19 protein-coding genes and 1 tRNA gene are annotated in these 17082 nt (G+C 33.9%); 8 read left to right on the forward strand and 12 right to left on the reverse strand.

Annotation, left to right across the window (positions count from 1 at the left end):
* Positions 1–144: 144 nt before the first annotated feature.
* Together OOL01_RS00380 and OOL01_RS00385 are read left to right on the forward strand one after the other, a co-directional pair.
* The gene (locus tag OOL01_RS00380) at positions 145–1419 is read left to right on the forward strand and encodes an APC family permease (protein WP_029237623.1); all 1275 of its coding nucleotides are present in this window, start codon (positions 145–147) and stop codon (positions 1417–1419) included.
* 70 nt (positions 1420–1489) lie between these two features.
* Positions 1490–2776, forward strand: a complete 1287-nt coding sequence (locus tag OOL01_RS00385) for an APC family permease (RefSeq protein ID WP_264686861.1) — start codon at positions 1490–1492, stop codon at positions 2774–2776.
* 28 nt (positions 2777–2804) lie between these two features.
* Here the strand turns inward: OOL01_RS00385 and OOL01_RS00390 are convergent, their stop codons facing one another.
* Positions 2805–3230: a hypothetical protein gene (locus OOL01_RS00390; RefSeq protein ID WP_264375113.1), complete on the reverse strand. Its 426-nt coding sequence runs from the start codon at positions 3228–3230 to the stop codon at positions 2805–2807.
* Positions 3231–3368: 138 nt separating this feature from the next.
* Here OOL01_RS00390 and OOL01_RS00395 point away from each other — a divergent pair, with 138 nt between their 5' ends.
* Positions 3369–4391 carry an aspartate-semialdehyde dehydrogenase gene (locus OOL01_RS00395; RefSeq protein WP_010402896.1) on the forward strand — a complete coding sequence of 341 codons (1023 nt, stop codon included), beginning with the start codon at positions 3369–3371 and terminating at the stop codon, positions 4389–4391.
* A 1-nt stretch (position 4392) separates the two neighbouring features.
* Here the strand turns inward: OOL01_RS00395 and OOL01_RS00400 are convergent, their stop codons facing one another.
* Positions 4393–5469 (reverse strand): 5-(carboxyamino)imidazole ribonucleotide synthase, encoded by a 1077-nt coding sequence (locus OOL01_RS00400; protein WP_010402894.1) that lies wholly within the window; start codon positions 5467–5469, stop codon positions 4393–4395.
* A 106-nt stretch (positions 5470–5575) separates the two neighbouring features.
* Here OOL01_RS00400 and apaG point away from each other — a divergent pair, with 106 nt between their 5' ends.
* Positions 5576–5980, forward strand: coding sequence for a Co2+/Mg2+ efflux protein ApaG (gene apaG / locus OOL01_RS00405; protein ID WP_010402892.1), 405 nt, complete (start codon positions 5576–5578; stop codon positions 5978–5980).
* 202 nt (positions 5981–6182) lie between these two features.
* Here the strand turns inward: apaG and OOL01_RS00410 are convergent, their stop codons facing one another.
* Positions 6183–7781, reverse strand: a complete 1599-nt coding sequence (locus OOL01_RS00410) for an ABC transporter permease (RefSeq protein ID WP_017532203.1) — start codon at positions 7779–7781, stop codon at positions 6183–6185.
* A 130-nt stretch (positions 7782–7911) separates the two neighbouring features.
* Between OOL01_RS00410 and trhO the strand changes: the two genes are divergently transcribed.
* Entirely contained in the window at positions 7912–8757 is an 846-nt protein-coding gene (gene trhO / locus OOL01_RS00415) for an oxygen-dependent tRNA uridine(34) hydroxylase TrhO (protein WP_264686862.1), read from the forward strand.
* Here the strand turns inward: trhO and OOL01_RS00420 are convergent.
* Positions 8754–9125: a hypothetical protein gene (locus tag OOL01_RS00420; protein WP_406718778.1), complete on the reverse strand. Its 372-nt coding sequence runs from the start codon at positions 9123–9125 to the stop codon at positions 8754–8756. The two genes, trhO and OOL01_RS00420, sit on opposite strands and share 4 nt — an antisense overlap.
* Positions 9126–9306: 181 nt before the next feature.
* Between OOL01_RS00420 and OOL01_RS00425 the strand changes: the two genes are divergently transcribed.
* Positions 9307–9465 carry a type II toxin-antitoxin system RelE family toxin gene (locus OOL01_RS00425; RefSeq protein WP_007302132.1) on the forward strand — a complete coding sequence of 53 codons (159 nt, stop codon included), beginning with the start codon at positions 9307–9309 and terminating at the stop codon, positions 9463–9465.
* A 286-nt stretch (positions 9466–9751) separates the two neighbouring features.
* On the opposite strand, the gene OOL01_RS00430 is transcribed toward OOL01_RS00425, so the two are convergent.
* From OOL01_RS00430 to OOL01_RS00450, 5 genes are all read right to left on the reverse strand, one after another.
* Positions 9752–10054: a type II toxin-antitoxin system RelE family toxin gene (locus OOL01_RS00430; RefSeq protein WP_264686864.1), complete on the reverse strand. Its 303-nt coding sequence runs from the start codon at positions 10052–10054 to the stop codon at positions 9752–9754.
* Positions 10017–10226 carry a DUF6290 family protein gene (locus OOL01_RS00435; RefSeq protein ID WP_007302130.1) on the reverse strand — a complete coding sequence of 70 codons (210 nt, stop codon included), beginning with the start codon at positions 10224–10226 and terminating at the stop codon, positions 10017–10019. Before OOL01_RS00435 ends, OOL01_RS00430 begins: the two co-directional genes overlap by 38 nt.
* A gap of 128 nt (positions 10227–10354) precedes the next feature.
* Positions 10355–10465: a hypothetical protein gene (locus OOL01_RS00440; RefSeq protein ID WP_264686865.1), complete on the reverse strand. Its 111-nt coding sequence runs from the start codon at positions 10463–10465 to the stop codon at positions 10355–10357.
* 20 nt (positions 10466–10485) lie between these two features.
* The gene (locus OOL01_RS00445) at positions 10486–10647 is read right to left on the reverse strand and encodes a hypothetical protein (protein WP_264686866.1); all 162 of its coding nucleotides are present in this window, start codon (positions 10645–10647) and stop codon (positions 10486–10488) included.
* Positions 10631–10864 (reverse strand): hypothetical protein, encoded by a 234-nt coding sequence (locus OOL01_RS00450; RefSeq protein WP_264686867.1) that lies wholly within the window; start codon positions 10862–10864, stop codon positions 10631–10633. Before OOL01_RS00450 ends, OOL01_RS00445 begins: the two co-directional genes overlap by 17 nt.
* Positions 10865–11069: 205 nt before the next feature.
* Here OOL01_RS00450 and OOL01_RS00455 point away from each other — a divergent pair, with 205 nt between their 5' ends.
* Complete coding sequence (locus tag OOL01_RS00455) at positions 11070–11717, forward strand: hypothetical protein (protein WP_264686868.1); 648 nt, start codon at positions 11070–11072, stop codon at positions 11715–11717.
* A 365-nt stretch (positions 11718–12082) separates the two neighbouring features.
* Here OOL01_RS00455 and OOL01_RS00460 read toward each other — a convergent pair.
* From OOL01_RS00460 to OOL01_RS00470, 3 genes are all read right to left on the reverse strand, one after another.
* A tRNA-Ser gene (locus tag OOL01_RS00460) sits at positions 12083–12169 on the reverse strand.
* 31 nt (positions 12170–12200) lie between these two features.
* A complete protein-coding gene (locus OOL01_RS00465; RefSeq protein WP_264686869.1) occupies positions 12201–12989 on the reverse strand; it encodes a DUF2163 domain-containing protein in 789 nt (262 codons plus the stop codon).
* A gap of 384 nt (positions 12990–13373) precedes the next feature.
* Entirely contained in the window at positions 13374–15416 is a 2043-nt protein-coding gene (locus tag OOL01_RS00470; protein ID WP_264686870.1) for a WD0745 family porin, read from the reverse strand.
* A 328-nt stretch (positions 15417–15744) separates the two neighbouring features.
* Between OOL01_RS00470 and OOL01_RS00475 the strand changes: the two genes are divergently transcribed.
* A complete protein-coding gene (locus tag OOL01_RS00475) occupies positions 15745–17058 on the forward strand; it encodes a lipase family protein (RefSeq protein WP_007302125.1) in 1314 nt (437 codons plus the stop codon).
* The last annotated feature ends 24 nt before the right edge of the window (positions 17059–17082 follow it).

The raw sequence follows: 17082 nt of genomic DNA on the forward strand, positions 1-17082 counted from the left end.
AACCACTTCTTAATAACCTATTAATATACTTCTCATTATATGCTTAAATTAAAAAAATGCAAATTTTTATACAAAAAAGATCAATTGAAATTTTCGAGCTTCAGCTATATTGTTAATATATTCAGATAAAAATTAAACATTGTCGTGTCAAATAAAATAGGCTTTTTGGCTATTTTCGCCTTGGTGATCAGTAGCCAAATCGGCTCTGGAATTTTTATGCTCCCAATTAGCCTTGCACCATACGGCGCTTATAGCCTCATAAGCTGGGTTATATCAGGATTTGGTGCTATATCTCTTGCTTTAGTTTTTGCTTCACTCTGCGCAAAATTTCCAGAAACGGGTGGTCCTCATATTTATGTGAAACATGCCTTTGGCTCTACAGCAGCTTTTTTTGTTGGCTGGACATATTGGGTAAGCTCGTGGGTAAGCTCAACAGCTGTGACAATTGCAAGTATCGGTTATTTAGCCCCGCTTTTTCATAATGATATACAAGATATACGTTTGCTTTTAGAAATAACATTAATTTTAGCTATTATGCTAATAAACTTAAGGGGAGTAACTACTGCTGGGCATGTTGAGCTTCTGCTGACCATTGTTAAAATTATTGCACTTCTCGCAATACCTATCGCAGGGTTGTTTTTCTTTGATAAAAATAATTTTATTGTAAGCGAGGAAGTATCAAACTTTACAATATCACAAACTCTTGCTCGTTCTACACTCCTTACTCTATGGTGTTTTATTGGACTTGAATCAGCAACGGCACCTGCAGGATATGTCAATAATCCCTCTAAAACAATACCAAGGGCTATAGTGCTTGGAACAGTCTGTGTTGCTGTGATATATTTCATCAATAGTCTTTCAATTATGGGATTGATAAGTTGTAATGACCTAGCTAGTTCAAAAGCACCATATGTTGATGCGATAAAAATTATGTTTCCAGGTAATTGGCATTTAATTATTTCTGTTGTTGCCTTTATCGTTTCTGTAAGTAATTTAAATGCTTGGTTTTTAGCTGATGGACAGGTCACCTTAGGCCTTGCAAAAGACAAGTTAATGCCGCAATTTTTTGGCAAAAAAAATAAGCATGATGCTCCATTATGGGGAATAATACTCAGTACTTTGGGGGTGTTAGTTTTACTTATCCTAACGTCAAACAAAAGTTTTGCTGAGCAAGTAACTTCAATAATTGATATCTCTGTGGTGTCATTTTTGTTTATCTACTTAGCATGTAGCCTTGCTTTTCTCAAAGTTAATATACAAGACAAAAGCTACTGCAAATTTTTAATTGGAGGTGTGGCTGTATCTTTTTGCTGTTGGGTAATATACGAGACTTCTATAAAAACATTGTTAATATCAAGTCTATTCCCTTTAAGCGGAACACTTATTTATCTACTTTGGTATCATAAACTAAAAACTTAACTTAAATTTTTTATTTGCTAAAATTCTTAAGCTATACTACTGGCTTACATTAATAGAATTAAGAGGTATTGTGTCAAATAAAATAGGTTTTTGGGCTGTTTTTGCTTTAGTCATTAGTAGTCAGATCGGCTCTGGGGTTTTTATGCTTCCAATTAGCCTTGCTCCATATGGCGCTTATAGCCTTATAAGTTGGATGATATCAGGAGCTGGTGCTGTGTCTCTTGCGCTAGTTTTTGCTACGCTATGTGCAAAGTTTCCAGAAACAGGAGGTCCTCACGTTTATGTGAAACATACTTTTGGTCCTGCTGCAGCGTTCTTTGTTGGTTGGACATATTGGGTAATCTCATGGGTTAGTACAACAGCTTTAATAGTTGTGGGTGTTGGCTATCTTACACCATTTTTCCATGAAGATATCAAAAGTATGCGTTTATTTTTAGAGCTGTTGTTATTTACAATCATTACATTAATAAATTTAAGGGGAATAGCTACTGCAGGGCACGTTGAGTTTCTGCTCACGGTTGTGAAGGTTGCTGTATTGCTTGCAATACCTGTAGCAGCGTTGTTTTTTTTCGATAGAAATAATTTTATCATAAGTGAAGAAATATTAAGTCTTACAACATCGCAAATTCTTGCCCGCTCTACACTCCTTACTTTATGGTGTTTTATTGGACTTGAATTGGCAACAGCACCTGCAGGGTCAGTTGATAATCCAGCTAAAACTATACCAAAAGCTGTGGTGCTTGGCACAGTTTGTGTTGCTGTTATATATTTTATCAACAATTTTGCAATTATGGGATTGATCAATGGCAACAATTTAGCAAGTTCAAGAGCACCATATGTTGATGCGATAAAAATTATGTTTTCTGGTAATTGGCATTTAATTGTTTCTATAGTTGCATTCATTTTTTGTGTTGGCAGTCTAAACGCTTGGGTTTTATCTAGTGGACAAGTTGCTTTTGGTCTTGCAGAAGATAGACTAATGCCAAAATTCTTTGCTAAAAGGAACAATCATGGCTCTCCTTTTTGGGGAATAACAGTTAGTTCAATTGGAACTGCAATTTTACTAATTCTCACTTCAAACAACAATTTTGCCCAGCAGATTACGTCGATTATTGACTTTTCTGTAATTTCATTTTTGTTCGTTTATCTTGCGTGCTGTTTTGCCTTTCTAAAGGTTATTATACAGGAGAGGAGTTGTTATAAGCTTTTAATTGGTAGCATAGCAACAACCTTTTGTTGTTGGGTGATATTAGAAACCCCTGTAGGTACTCTGCTGACTTCGAGCCTGTTCACTGCAAGTGGCATACCCATTTATTTATTTTGGTACTGCAAAACTTCTGTGCAACAAATTCAGTAGTGAGAGATACACTTTAAATGGTTAATATTTATGGGCCAAGATTTTTTTTCTCTTTATCTACTTGTTCAATATTACCATTCTCAAGTTTGCTACCTACTTCTTCTGTGCGTTTATTATCTATGTAGATCTCATTTTTTGCTTTATTAGAAAGACCTATTTGCGATTGCAGTTTTTTATACTCTTCTTTTTCAGGCGTGAAAATTTTCACTAAAGATCTTCCTATTATTGGTATTGAACTTAAAAAATCTCTTAATCCAAAAGATTCTTGCTTCTTGTTTGAAAGATGCTGGTCTATCTTAGAAATTTTCACACCATACTTTTTATCATCAAAATTTATCGCTGGCTTGCTTTTTTTCGAAAGAACATTTTGAATCTCTAATCTATTGATTTTTTCAGGCTTTTGAAATGCAGATACTGCAGGTTTGACCTTAGTGTCATCATGTTTTTTACTCATTTCATTCTACCATGCAATATTACTAGTGTCTTATAATTATAACTAAATTATGGTTAATTGCAAGGTAAAAATATTAAAGTAATTGTAAATTTTATCAGTAAAAATATAATATAGTTTTAAAATCAGAGGTTTATTTATATGGGATGTAAGATTGCAGTTATTGGAGCAACAGGAAGAGTAGGATATGAGGTATTGACCATGCTTGCTGAGTTTCAAAAAGAGGGAAAATTTTCGATAGATTCTGTTGTTGCTTTTGCATCGAAAAAATCAAAGGGAAAAAAGGTGAGTTTTGGTGACAAAGAGTTAACAGTTTTATGCCTTGAGGATTATGACTTCGTTGGAACTAATATAGCCATTTTCTGTGCAGAATCTCATGTTTCTGAGAGATACGTACCAATTGCAACTGAGGCTGGGTGCGTTGTGATAGATAACACTTCCTACTTTAGGATGAAAGAAGGCGTGCCACTAGTTATTCCAGAGATCAACAAAGATAAAATTACGGAATATAAAAACCATAACATAATATCTAATCCAAACTGTACTACAATACAAATGTTGCTGGCATTACATTTATTACACAAAAAAGCAAAAATAAAGAGAATCGTTGCTTCAACTTATCAATCAACTTCTGGTGTAGGTAAAGCAGCAATGGATGAGCTTTACAATCAGACAAAAAAAATCTTTATGAATGAAGCTAAAAAACCTGAAATATTTCCTAAGCAAATAGCATTTAATTGCATTCCTCATATAGGAGAGTTCATGGAAGATGGTTCTACAAAAGAGGAGTGGAAAATGCAAGAGGAGACAAAAAAAATTTTAGAAGAGGATATAAAAGTAACTGCAACTTGTGTACGAGTACCTGTTCTTGTTGGTCATGCTATAGCAGTAAATGTAGAATTTGATCAGCATATAACTGAAGAAGAAGCTCGTGAAATGCTCAGTGAAGACGATGGAGTTTTAGTACAAGATAAGCGCGAAGATGGTGGATATATGACTCAGATTGATGTTGTGCAAGAGGATGCCGTATACATATCGCGTATTAGACAAGACGATACCGTTAAACACGGATTAAATATGTGGATAGTAGCTGATAATCTACGCAAAGGTGCAGCACTAAATATAGTGCAGATCTTGGAGATCTTGATCAAAGAGCATTTATAGCTCAATAACTTAAATCTATATTGACATGTCCCATTTTACGCTTGTCCCTAACCTCTTTTTTCCCATATATGGTTAAACTAGCTTTTTCGTTGCTCAAATATTTGTGAGAATTATATATATCATTACCTATTATATTTTTTGTCATGCAAGGAAAGCGTAATACTACTTCCTGCATAGGTAATCCGCATATTACCCTCACCAGCTGCTCGAATTGACTAACGTTGCATGCATCCAAGCTCCAGTGGCAAGAATTGTGGGGTCTTGGGGCCAATTCATTAACTAGTAATTCATGATTTTGAGTGATGAAAAATTCAATAGCTAGGATTCCTACTACATCAAGCGCAGTTGCTATTTTCTTTGCAGTTTTTTGTACCTCTTGGGCTAATTTATTATCTATTTTAGCTGGTGCTATTGAAGTATTAAGTATTCCGTCAACGTGGTGATTCTCTGCTATAGGAAAAAAAGCTACTTTACCGTTTTTATTTCTTGCAACGACTATTGAAACCTCTTTCAGTAAATCAACACTTGCTTCAAGAATGTACTCTTTATTCCAATCGAAGGAAGCAAATTGCTTCAGTTCAGAATCATTTTCAATCACATATTGTCCTTTTCCATCATAACCCATTTCTGTTGTTTTTAGCCTCACTGGATAGCTAAAAGTTTCACTACTTTCTAGTAGCTGATTATAATTTTGTATACTTTTGTAATCAGCAGTTTTTATGCTTAAATCTCTAATAAAATCTTTCTCTCTCAGCCTATTTTGCGAAATGTGTAACGCCTTTTTGCCTGGATAAAAATCTGCGTGCAGCGACACAATATCAATTGCACTACATGGAATATTTTCAGACTCAATAGTGACTAAATCCACACTCTGTGCAAAAGATTCAAGTGCCCTCTTATCACAGAAGTCTGCTATTGTTAAATCATCAGCAACAGAACAAGCTGGATCGTTTTTAGCACTGGCAAAAATATGCGTTTTGTGCCCAAGTTTTATTGCAGCGATAGCAGTCATTTTACCTAATTGCCCACTTCCTATTATTCCTATCACTTTTTTATCCAGTGGATCTGTTTTGTTCATCATGTAGATTAATATTTCCTAGTTAGAGTACGATAATATGCTTGGAAAATCTATGAAAAAAGTGTATAATTGAAGTGTGTTAAATTTTTATCATGAACACTTTACGATGACCATGAAATACACACTTATTACTAATTCTGTTGAAGTTACAGTTTTGCCAATTTACATTGAAGAGCAATCCATTCCTTATGAAAATTGTTACGTATGGATGTATAATGTTAAGATAAAAAATAAAAGCTCATCAACCATTCAATTATTAAGTCGCTATTGGCGAATAATAGATCATAAGGGCAAAATAAATGAAATTGCCGGAGTTGGTGTTATTGGAGAACAACCTGTAATAAAATCTGGAGAGGTATTCAAATATACAAGTGGAACATACTTAAATACACCATCAGGAATAATGCAGGGTAAATATGAATTTCTGAACGAAGAGAGCATAAAAACCTTTGATGTTATGGTACCACCCTTTTCCTTAGATAGTCCATACGTTAACACTAGACCTCATTGATCATCAAGATAGTGTATTTGTTTAAGTGCATCTGAAACCAGTGCTTCTTGTTTTGTCATTTGAGCTTCCATAATGTCATCCGAGTAGCTGATACTGAGATCCAACTAAGTTGATAAACACGAAAGCACTGACCATTTGCTTCTATAGTTGTCTTTTTTCGTCTATCTTATTTTGTTACTCTGCTGAACAGATGCAAAATAGTTTATTTTTGATTCTTATCATCAAGTGTGAATAAGATTATTGTAGAGGTTAAACCTATAATAACTATCATTAACGAAAATGGGGCAGCTTCTCTATAACGCTCGTCGCTTACAAGTTCATATATTCTAGTTGATATAGTTTCAAAATTAAATGGTCTGATAATTAGTGTTGCCGTGAGTTCTTTTACCGTATCCATAAACACGAGCAGAAATCCCGATAGTATGCTTTTCTTGATAAGGGGAATATGAATATTCAGGCACGTGGAAATAGGCCCATGACCCATAGTATATGCAGTCCATTCAATTTCATTTGGTGTTTTTTTGAGTCCCGACTCTATCGCCTTGAAAGATATAGCAAAAAAACGAAATAAATATGAGTAAACTAATGCACCAATAGTTCCTACCAAGCTAATTTCCACAATATATTGAGTAATTAAAGAGGATATTCTGCTTAAAAACATTATTATGCTAATTGCAATAATTGCATTTGGAATTGCATATCCAAGAGAAATGAGACGTGCTATATTGCTTATTACCTTATTTTTACGTGCTGTATATCCAATAATTATTGCAATGCTGATCGAGATTAGCGCGGTAATAAATGATAAACTAATACTGTTTGTTATTATATTGTAAAATCTTGCTTCGTATATGAAAAAGCCTTTCTCTATGCTCCAATATATAAGTGGAATCATTGGTAAAATAAAGCCTATTAATATCGGCAATAAACACATAAGATAAGAAAAGATCAACGATATAGAACCGTTTATACTACGTTTATTGTGATAATCTGCATTAGTATTGATTGAAGAGTAAGATATTTCTCTTTTTTGTAGTTTTTTCTCGATAACTATTAGTGTTGCAACGAAAATCAGTTCTGCAACTGCCAAAACAGTAGTTGAATATTTGTCATGCAATAAAAACCAAGTACGGTATATTCCTGTCGTGAAAGTATCGATAGCAAGAAACTGTGGTGTGCCGAAATCTGTAATTACTTCCATTAGTACCAAGGATAACCCAGCTATAATTGATGGACGTATGGAGGGTATGATGACAGAAAACAGACTCTGTAATGAGGAGAACCCAAGTGTTGATGCAATAGTGACTGAGTTACTAACGCTCTTTAGACTTGAGCGGACCAACATATAAACGTATGGATATAGACTAAATCCCATTACTAATATTCCACCACCTAGGGATTTGATCTCGGGAAACCAATAGTCACCTTTGCCCAATTGAAAAGTATCTCTTAACAAGCTCTGAATCGGACCTGAAAACTCTAGCGTATTTACATAAACAAACGATACTATATATCCAGGAATTGATATCGGAAAGAATAAGGCAATCTCAAAAATTCTACTTCCGGGAAACGAAAAAAATGTAGTAAGCCAAGCTGGAATTACTCCAAATATAAAGGATATTAACCCTACTCCTACCATCAAAATCAACGTATTGAGTATATATTCAGGAAAAAGTCTACTAATTACCCATCCAGAGTTTGCTGATTCTGTAAATAGAATCGATATTAACGATAGTATAGGGCAGACAAATAATACACTTACTAAAAACAAGAATATATTTTTAAATACTCTCAGAAACATTAACTTGAATCTATATTTGATATTAAAATGTTATATGCAAAAACTAAAGATATCCAGTAATTAACAGCCGTCCTATTGAATATCTTCATAATTTTATATATTATGTTTTAAATCGATAAACTAATTAATTATGAGTTTTGTCATTGCAACTTTCTATCATTTTGTAAAACTCTCTAATTATTATGACATGAAAGATGAAATAAAAGTTGCATGCGACAATGTCGAATTAAAGGGTACTATACTCCTTGCAGAAGAGGGTATTAATGCAACCGTATCTGGTGAAAGAAACGCGATTGATAAAATATTCGATTTTCTACGTTCTGATTATAGACTAAGGGACCTTACATGGAAAGAGAGTGCAGCAGAATATCAACCATTTAGTAAGATGAAAGTGAGATTAAAAAGAGAAATTGTGAATCTTGGTGTAAGTAATCTCGATACTTCCGTTAGAGGTCAGTACATTGATCCAGATTATTGGGATGATTTTATCTCTCAACCTGATGTTTTAGTGATAGACACACGAAATGATTACGAAGTAAAACTAGGCAAGTTTAAAAATGCAATCAATCCACATACTCAGCGTTTTCGAGATTTTCCTCAGTGGGCAGAGTCTTTCTCTGAGAGTAAAGATCTGAAAGTGGCTATGTACTGCACTGGTGGAATCAGATGCGAGAAATCTACAGCATATATGAAAAGCCTTGGATTTAACGATGTTTACCACCTTAAAGGCGGTATTCTTTCCTACCTTGAAAAAACTCACAACAAAAGTGGTAGTTGGGAGGGCGAGTGTTTTGTTTTTGATGATAGAATTGCTGTTGATCACTCACTCGCCCCAAGTGATAAAATAAAATGCATATTCTGCTCAAGTAAAGTTTCAACTGATGAGCTGAAATCAGTTCCACGTGGCCAGGTAGTTTGCTCTGATTGTAAATCTTTAAGTATTGAAAGAAAGCTAGAATTCAATACGAACCTCTAAGAAAATTTGCTTATTGCACACTTACTAACCTCAATTTTATCAAGACATTTACCTACTACATAGCTCGCTCCAGCTCCAAGTAACGCACCAACTATAGCAAATGCAATCAACACTACACCAGAACCGCCAATAAGAGCTAAAGTGTCTTGCCATAAACAACATGCTGCAACTAGACCAGCAACTAAACCAATTCCTACACCTATGCACCTAAGTTTCATGTTATTACTAATATTGTAACCTCTTCTATGCTTTAGGCTATGACTAGTATTGTTACTTATCCAATCAAAGATTTTGACATTTGGGTTTTTGTCCATAAAATCGATAAGCTCACCTATTGTTTTGTTACGCAAACTATCTAAAAATATAATTTTATCTTCTACATATTGTTCAAATACATTTTTTTACGTGTCATTTATTTTTCCATACTATTAGAATATGTTTTTACTACACTGCACATCTTAACAATTGGTAAATTCCCATATAAGAATAAGTAGATAATCTTACCACTATAGGTGGGACTAAAGCGCTATAAGATTAAATTCCTGAAAAATGTTGGTAAGAAGAGCTTTTCCAAAAACAATAAAGTTAAGAGTTGAAGAGATAGTAAAAGAGCGACTTACAGTTAATCCAATTGATTTTGGTGAATCGTTTTGTTACAAACTCAAAGGATACAGAAGACTGAGAACTGGTGATTATCGTATCATATAAATGCTGCAAAGTATGAAGTGTTTCAATAAAACACAGAAAAGACATTTATGAATCCTAGATTAATATCCTTCCAGTATTAACTTACTGTAACCTTTCCGGTTGAGCCACTGCGATTCTTTGCAACGTTTATCTCTAATTCGTTATTAGCGTCGATTTTATAGTCTGTAGAGTAGTAAAATTATAGGGGTATAGCAAAAAATGAGTTATTTTTGAGCTGAGCAAAGCCACCTAAGGTGAAGAGGAAGAAGGGCTGTATAATGAAATATACTATGCTTATAGGAAGGTTCTAACTTTTATAGATGTATTCTCTATGCTCTATTGCAGTAATTATTACTGTACGTTCTAATTTACTTATCCTATAAACCAAACGATAATCACCAAATCTTATTCTACGATGTCCTTTGAACTCACCGAGCAAGGGATCTCCTGCCTTCTCAGGAGAAAGTGTAAGACGCTCTTTTACGATTTCTTTTACCCTTGACCATATTGTCTTTGGAAGATTTGGAATGTCTTTGTGAACTACATTTTCCTCATAGCAGATTAAATACTTATCACCAGTTGATGTCTTCATGCCTGATGAATTTTGCATTTCGAGTGTCACGTTGAATAGCAAGTTTGGCTATTGCCATATCTTCTTCATTTTCAATTGCTTCTTGTATAAACTGCTCTGCTAGCTCTTGAGCTGATTGATTCTTTACTTTAGCTAAACGAGTAAGGTTTTTTAAAACTTTTTCACTAATGTTAATACTTGAATCAGCCATAAGTTTTACCAAAATCTACTAATAATTATACAACATTTTTCTAAAATTTTCAATAAAGAATGGATCAGGAAGGAGGGCTGTATAATAATATATTTATAATTTACTTATGTAACTTAACGAAGCAGAGTTTATTGAAAAACATGGTTCTTAAGTACCTTCAAAGCTTTCTCGTAAATGGTATCCCTATGTCCTATTGTAACGATAGTTACTTCATGTTTTTTGGTGTCTGTATAATACATGATACGATAGTCACCAACCCTTAGTCTTTTGAACCCTTTAAAGCTATGGTATAAAGGCTCACCAATGGATCGACTGTAAGGCGTTCCTGTATTGCTTTATTTACTCTTGATTCTATTTTTATCGGTAAAACTGGAAGATCTTTTTCAGTGACATTCTTCAAAAATTTAATCTTGTAGTCCACTTGATCTCCACTTTACATCTTTGTAATCAACTGTTTCTGCACCTTCAACATCACGCTCATCAGAAATTTTAGACACTAAAAAGTCTTCAATTTCAAGCTCGATTGCTTCTTTAAGTAGTTTTTCTGCTAATGCTTGAGCAGGTTGCTTAGTAAGTTCAGATAATTCAGCAAGATGCTGTAAAGTTTCTTTACTGAAAGCTAAATTAGCGTTTGCCATAAGTTTTACCAAGTTCTACTACTGAACAATTATACAACATTTTCATGAAATTTTCAATAAAGAATTGTTAAGGTGAAGAGGAAGGAGGGCTGTATAATTTGTTTTAACTTTCGTGAAAACTGTATTGAGAAATAACCATATCATTGTTAATATATTAATATTTATATGTTAAAATTGTATTAATTTTTTAATTAAGGAGAATATTATGTCTTATATTCAAGAGTATAAGGAGAATTTGGAAAAATGTCTTGATGACAACACAGAAAAGATTGGTAAGTGTGATAACGAATGTCATAAAAATTTCTTTAAACATCATTGGTCAGTGCCATATTCTTCAGAGGAATGTTCTAAAGCTTTAAAAAATTTAGGTTGTGTTAAAGTTGGTATAAGGCATGATTGCCACAGGTGGTGTGAGGACAATTACCAGGGCTTACTCTCAAGACCAGGGTGCAAATTAGAATGTGATGAATATGTATCTTCTAAGAAAGAGATTATAGGCTATCCTAAAGATTATTACCAGACTTTGAAAAAATGTCTTGATGATAACACAGAAAAGATTGGTAAGTGTGATAACGAATGTCATAAAAATTTCTTTAAACATCATTGGTCAGTGCCATATTCTTCAGAGGAATGTTCTAAAGCTTTAAAAAATTCAGGTTGTGTTAAAGTTGGTGTAAGTCATGATTGCCACAGGTGGTGTGAGGACAATTACCAGGGCTTGATCTCAAGACCAGCATGCAAGGAATGTTGTAATATGCAGGATAAATTCAAATTCTCTGGTGATACAAAGAATACATCAGAAGATGTTGGAGATAACTTCTATATCCTCGAAGATTTAGTGTCTGTTCTGTAGCAGATACAGTAAAAAGCGTGAGGCTTCTCTTGTTTTCCGGAATTTTCAATAAAGAATTGTATTGACAAATTATGATAGGTTAAGTATACACGAGTTTGCTGAGGTTAGGGAGAAATGACACATACTAAGTATAGTATTGCAAGATATTGTTAGGAATAGGGAAGGTATGCTGGCTACTGGATGTATTTCTATGATAACAACTACTCTTCGTCATCAAAAATCAAGAAAGCTCTGCAACTTGATAACTCTATTCTTTTATTGACGTAGATGACTCTGAAAAATTGCGAAGCTGAAGTGCTAATGCTATATGGTTATTACGTTCAAGAACAAAACGGAAAATCCTATGTTATACTAGAAATAATGTGCGGAAAAGGGGGGATTCGAACCCCCGACATATTTTCATATGTGCACGCTTTCCAAGCGTGTGCTTTAGACCGCTCAGCCACCTTTCCATACTTATTCATAATATTAAAAATTATGCTGCTAAACAACTGGTATATATGGTTCGCCACGGAAATTCACAGTATTGTTAAACTTGTTTTTGCACGTTAAAAACGCTTTATCACAACCTGCAAGTATCGAATATTTCTCTCCGGTAGAAATTTGATATGGAGGAGAAGCAAATAATGTAACTACTTTATTTTTGTATTCTTTAACTACAACTTCAAATGTTGCTGAACTAAACACTCCGTGCTTATAATATCCATCGCTTTCGATTAAATTAGTGTCTTCAAATCTTCTTTCATCTATCACTTTAGTAATTGTGCTCATTCTACTAAACTTTTTAGCATCAGCTTTACATCTATCATCGCAAAATTGTGCCCTGCATACAGGAGAATATAGCTCTGTTATGCTTCTCTCAAGCTTTGTCGCAAGACCTCTAATTTCAGCGATAAACCTCCCACTATTTAATGTTACTTTACCAAAAGTTCCTGCATGCAAATTCATAATTCCCTGACTCAAATCTTTATAATTCACAAGAAATATTTCAATATTTGCAAAGTCATGCCTTCCTGATAAAACATCTTTTTCTTTAATATCAGCACTATTTAATATTCCTTCAATTTCTAGATTATCAGTTCTCAAATCGCTATTTAATATTATACTGCTGGCTATAAAACCGCTTGAAGATTTATAGAGTATATTATTGAGATTTAAATCTTCATCATAGTCAGTGAATCCCATTACCTCCCCACTTACAAGTGTTAATTTCCAGCAAGTAGCGATGGTAAGTAATTCTCCAGTTAAATGGTTTTTTAGTTTGGTTTGCATACTGCTTAATTGATTGAATTTGAAAACGTTCGATAGGTAAGGGATTATATCCATTATCTGAGTAGCCATAGGGTGTCATGCCAGCGCCCAGACTATTGGCATCCAGTTAAATTTACGAGTATAAAAGTAATGTTAAAATACAACGTTTCTGATGATGATGGAAAAATGGATCCCAGTGTCAAGCACTGGGATGACACCATTTACTATGCAAATTGCCACAATTTTCGTACAGCTGTGACTGGGATGACATTACTTATTGTGTGAATAAAATAAATACTCGTAGAGTTTATTACGCACTGGCTTATGTTTATTTGATCGATGAGTAAATGCTAACAGATAAGATACACACCACATTCAAGTTGTGGTGTGTATTACTAGAACAAATTAGAAAGAAAACTTCACACCAGTGAGGAGAAGAATTCCTTGGTTAGAAGGTACATCAGCATTATTTTCATCTTTCAGCGCACCTTTTTCATCAGTCATAAAATAATGTAAGGCTGCATAAGGAACAAACTTGCTCTTATTGCAAGAAGATAGATCATACTGAACACCAAGTGCAACATCATGAAGCATATCTTTATCATTCATTGTACTGCCAAAGTATGTCAAGCTTGTATAAACATTCTCATATTGATAACCAGCACCTGCAGTCCAATACATGGTGTCCTTGTCATTAAATTGCTTTAAGCCATTTTTTCTAGCAATATCAGTAGTCTCTTTATATTCTTTTGAAGTAGGGTTGAGTTCCTTGATACTCTTCGGTTGACCAGATTTGCCTAAATATGCAAAAGAAGCAGCGAATTTTATATTTTGACCTTCATCAATCTTATAATCAGCGCTTACACCCAAATTAACACCCATCAGGTCATTGTACTCTACAAATTCCTTATAAAGATGCTTATCTTTACTCGGTTGCTTTGAAACCCCATATTCACCAACTACGGAAGTTTTAACTTTTACATTATGTTTACTAAAGTCATATTCATATGATGCACCAGCACTTATTATATGCTGGTAATCTGGTCCAACATGTCTTAACGTTTCCTCATTCTTTACCCCTGTTACCTTATTACTTAAATCTTTGAGGAAATCTGGAGCTATTTCTTTTACAACGGATAAACCACTATCGTAGCGAGGTGAGTAGCTAAGACCAAATCTTGCACCCATATAATTTGGTGAGTAGTAAGCAGCTCTAAACGGCAATGTGGTCATAACGTCTTTGTTGTATTTTCCTGCCATACGGAAGGAGAGTTTTTCGCTCTCGCTCGAGAAGCTTTCAGTGTAAAGACGTGGTGTTACGTAAAATGGGAAGTTTGCAGCACTTCCTTCTAAGTTTACTTTTCTGAACCAGTCACTATCTGCAGCTCCATCAACAGTTGCAATTCTTGTTGCATCAAGTCTCATCAGAGACTCAGGACCAAACTGATAGCCAAGTTTCAGATCACCATATTTTGAATTCAAAAACACATGTGCACTTCTATCTCTTGCAGCATTCACGCCTTGTGAAGCTCCTTTACCTTCAGTAACTGGAACATGGAATTGTACATCGGCACCATAACGAAGACCAATATCCTCATTTTTATTTTCAGCTCTTAAGTGCAATATTGCATCTGAAATCATGCCCATGTTTTCACTGTAATCACCAATATTCCCTATCCCTTTAGGAAATATTGGATTTGCTCCTTTTATACTATCTGGAGTATTGTTAAAATAATCTGTAGATTTACCTGGCATAACATTATAATGGTTATAGCCACTTAGCCCATGGTTACCATAACCTTGAGAATCAACAACGCCACCGAAAGTTATTCTTAAACCATCCCCTTGATTGGTATTGATAATATCAATCCCACCAACTGAAACAACAGGACTTGCCTTACCTTTTTCCTCTGTATTGCTGTTAACAACTTTTACATTCTTTTTTATATCTTTAGCTTCAATTTTAGCATTCTTAGTTTTAGAACCCTTAATTTTTGACTTTTCTACATTAGAATTTTTAGTGCTTAGAGCTTTCGCCTTTGAATCCTCTATAAGCTTTGCTTTTTTCTCTTTTGCTAGCCTAATTTCATCTTTTTTCTTTTGTTTTGCTACTAATTTTAACTCTTCTTTTTTCTTCTTTTGTTCAGCTGCTAATTTTAACTCCTCTTTTTTCTTCTGCTCAGCTGCTAATCTTAGTTCTTCTTTTTTCTTAAGCTCCTCAGCTTTTTTTCTTGGATCAGCATTACATATCCTGTCCATTTTTTCTTTTAGTTTCTTATTTGACGTCTTCATCACTTCCATCTTTCCAGAAGTTTTGATTGACTCGTTACTTTCTTGCTTTTTTACTTCCTTCATACTCTCGTCAGAAAAGTCAGCAGCAAAGCCACTGAAAGAACATAAAGTCAATAGAGAAGCTAGAGCAGTTCTAGTATAAATAGATTTTTTCATGAAGTGCCCCCAAAAAATTTTAAAATCATAACATAAATAGTATAAAGGTGTTGAAAATCCAACTTAAAGCAACCTTATAGCGAAAATAAAAGTAAAATGCAATACTTTAAAAGCAACTTTCTTAATACGCTCAACGTGTATATTAACCAAAATTTAGTACAGAGGTTTGCTTGTTAGTGTATTATAACTCTATACTTATTCTATGGAAGTAAAATTTACTCAAGTGAAAGTACATAAAGATTAAAATATTAATATAACTATTGACAATAATATTAGTTTATATTATAATTAGTGAATTATTGTTTTATTTTTAATAATTAAGGTATTTATGGATTTTAGTTTTTTACGAAATTGGTTTAGCACTACAGGTGCTGCTACAGGCTCAGAGCCAGGTAATACTGAACAGCCAGATTCTATTTCAGTAGATGATGGCAAATACGAGATGAAAGAATATGACGATGAATTTGAGATCATTGAAGATTATGAATTTATAAATCGTGCTGATCCAAATGAGCCATGTTCTTTACCTTCTGACTATAAAATAGATGAAAGTATTGTAAAAATTGCAGGATTTGATCGAGAGAAATTATTAGAAATGGGTAATTTCTGCAAGATAAGCTATGGCGATGATGATGGTAAATTAAGTAAAAAAAGATGTAACAACCTAGCTCAAAGAGTATACAAAACTGAATTTGAAATTGTAGAAGATTTTGAAATTGTTCCATCTACTGAAAAAATGTATAAAACTAGAGCTGAACTCATCAGCGAAGGTTATGAAATTATTCCATTTGGTAATAGCTTTGAAAAAGATGCTGGTCACGTTTTTATAAAAGGTAAAGAAATAACAATAGCTTACCATGGTACTCGTCTGAGCCAGAGTTTTAATGATGGAATTACTGATATAAATGTACTTTTTGCTACTTCGGAATTTTTACCTGAAGGTGGAAGAATTCATTGTGGTTTCTATAATTCATTTATGGATTCATGGCCTAATCTGTATGGCATTTTGAAATCTCATGCTGAAAAACAGGGATCAGAAATCAAGGATTTTAAAATTAATCTCACAGGTCACAGTATGGGAGGAGCTATTGCTAAGATAGCTGCTTTATGCCTCAATAAAACAGAAGGAGCTGAAGATGTTCATGTTGCAACTTTTGGTGATCCACGAGTTTTTGATCTTACTGCTAGTGAATTTTATAATGATGTTCTTCAAGAAAAAACCATTAGAGTAACTCAACATAGACAAGACCCAGTACCAGCGGTATCACCTGGTATTTGTGGTTATGCTCATGTAGGTGCACAATTGAGAATATCAGTACCTGAAGGATATTTTGTTCATCAAATAGATGGTTATCATGAAGCCATTAAAATAATGGATGAAAAGGATTTCCGATCGAACAATAACGTTTCTCTCTTTTATTACCCTTCGAGAATATTAAGTCGAATTAACTGTGCAGTTTTAGGTAATGCTCAATATTATGCTGCTAATTTAGGTAATTATATTCTTGGTGGACAAAATTTTTTCGAGAAAGTAAAAAAGGAATACCAAGATAAAAACTTAGAAAATTTTTCTAAGCTTGAACAAGCAGAAGTTAAGCAAAGGGCACATCAAAATGTCTTTTCTACTACAAGGAGTTTATAACTACTATACAGAGCAATCATTAGA

This window comes from Wolbachia endosymbiont (group B) of Rhopobota naevana, assembly GCF_947250615.1.
GTDB lineage: Bacteria > Pseudomonadota > Alphaproteobacteria > Rickettsiales > Anaplasmataceae > Wolbachia.

Excerpts from the sequence above, each read along its gene's own strand:
- OOL01_RS00430 (WP_264686864.1), bottom strand. The coding sequence starts at position 10,054 with ATGCAAAATTCATCAGGCATGAAGACATCAACTGGTGATAAGTATTTA.
- OOL01_RS00455 (WP_264686868.1), top strand. The coding sequence starts at position 11,070 with ATGTCTTATATTCAAGAGTATAAGGAGAATTTGGAAAAATGTCTTGAT.
- apaG (WP_010402892.1), top strand. The coding sequence starts at position 5,576 with ATGACCATGAAATACACACTTATTACTAATTCTGTTGAAGTTACAGTT.
- OOL01_RS00435 (WP_007302130.1), bottom strand. The coding sequence starts at position 10,226 with ATGGCTGATTCAAGTATTAACATTAGTGAAAAAGTTTTAAAAAACCTT.
- OOL01_RS00450 (WP_264686867.1), bottom strand. The coding sequence starts at position 10,864 with ATGGCAAACGCTAATTTAGCTTTCAGTAAAGAAACTTTACAGCATCTT.
- OOL01_RS00400 (WP_010402894.1), bottom strand. The coding sequence starts at position 5,469 with ATGAACAAAACAGATCCACTGGATAAAAAAGTGATAGGAATAATAGGA.
- OOL01_RS00465 (WP_264686869.1), bottom strand. The coding sequence starts at position 12,989 with ATGCAAACCAAACTAAAAAACCATTTAACTGGAGAATTACTTACCATC.
- OOL01_RS00395 (WP_010402896.1), top strand. The coding sequence starts at position 3,369 with ATGGGATGTAAGATTGCAGTTATTGGAGCAACAGGAAGAGTAGGATAT.
- trhO (WP_264686862.1), top strand. The coding sequence starts at position 7,912 with ATGAGTTTTGTCATTGCAACTTTCTATCATTTTGTAAAACTCTCTAAT.
- OOL01_RS00440 (WP_264686865.1), bottom strand. The coding sequence starts at position 10,465 with ATGTATTATACAGACACCAAAAAACATGAAGTAACTATCGTTACAATA.
- OOL01_RS00470 (WP_264686870.1), bottom strand. The coding sequence starts at position 15,416 with ATGAAAAAATCTATTTATACTAGAACTGCTCTAGCTTCTCTATTGACT.
- OOL01_RS00390 (WP_264375113.1), bottom strand. The coding sequence starts at position 3,230 with ATGAGTAAAAAACATGATGACACTAAGGTCAAACCTGCAGTATCTGCA.
- OOL01_RS00425 (WP_007302132.1), top strand. The coding sequence starts at position 9,307 with ATGTTGGTAAGAAGAGCTTTTCCAAAAACAATAAAGTTAAGAGTTGAA.
- OOL01_RS00475 (WP_007302125.1), top strand. The coding sequence starts at position 15,745 with ATGGATTTTAGTTTTTTACGAAATTGGTTTAGCACTACAGGTGCTGCT.
- OOL01_RS00410 (WP_017532203.1), bottom strand. The coding sequence starts at position 7,781 with ATGTTTCTGAGAGTATTTAAAAATATATTCTTGTTTTTAGTAAGTGTA.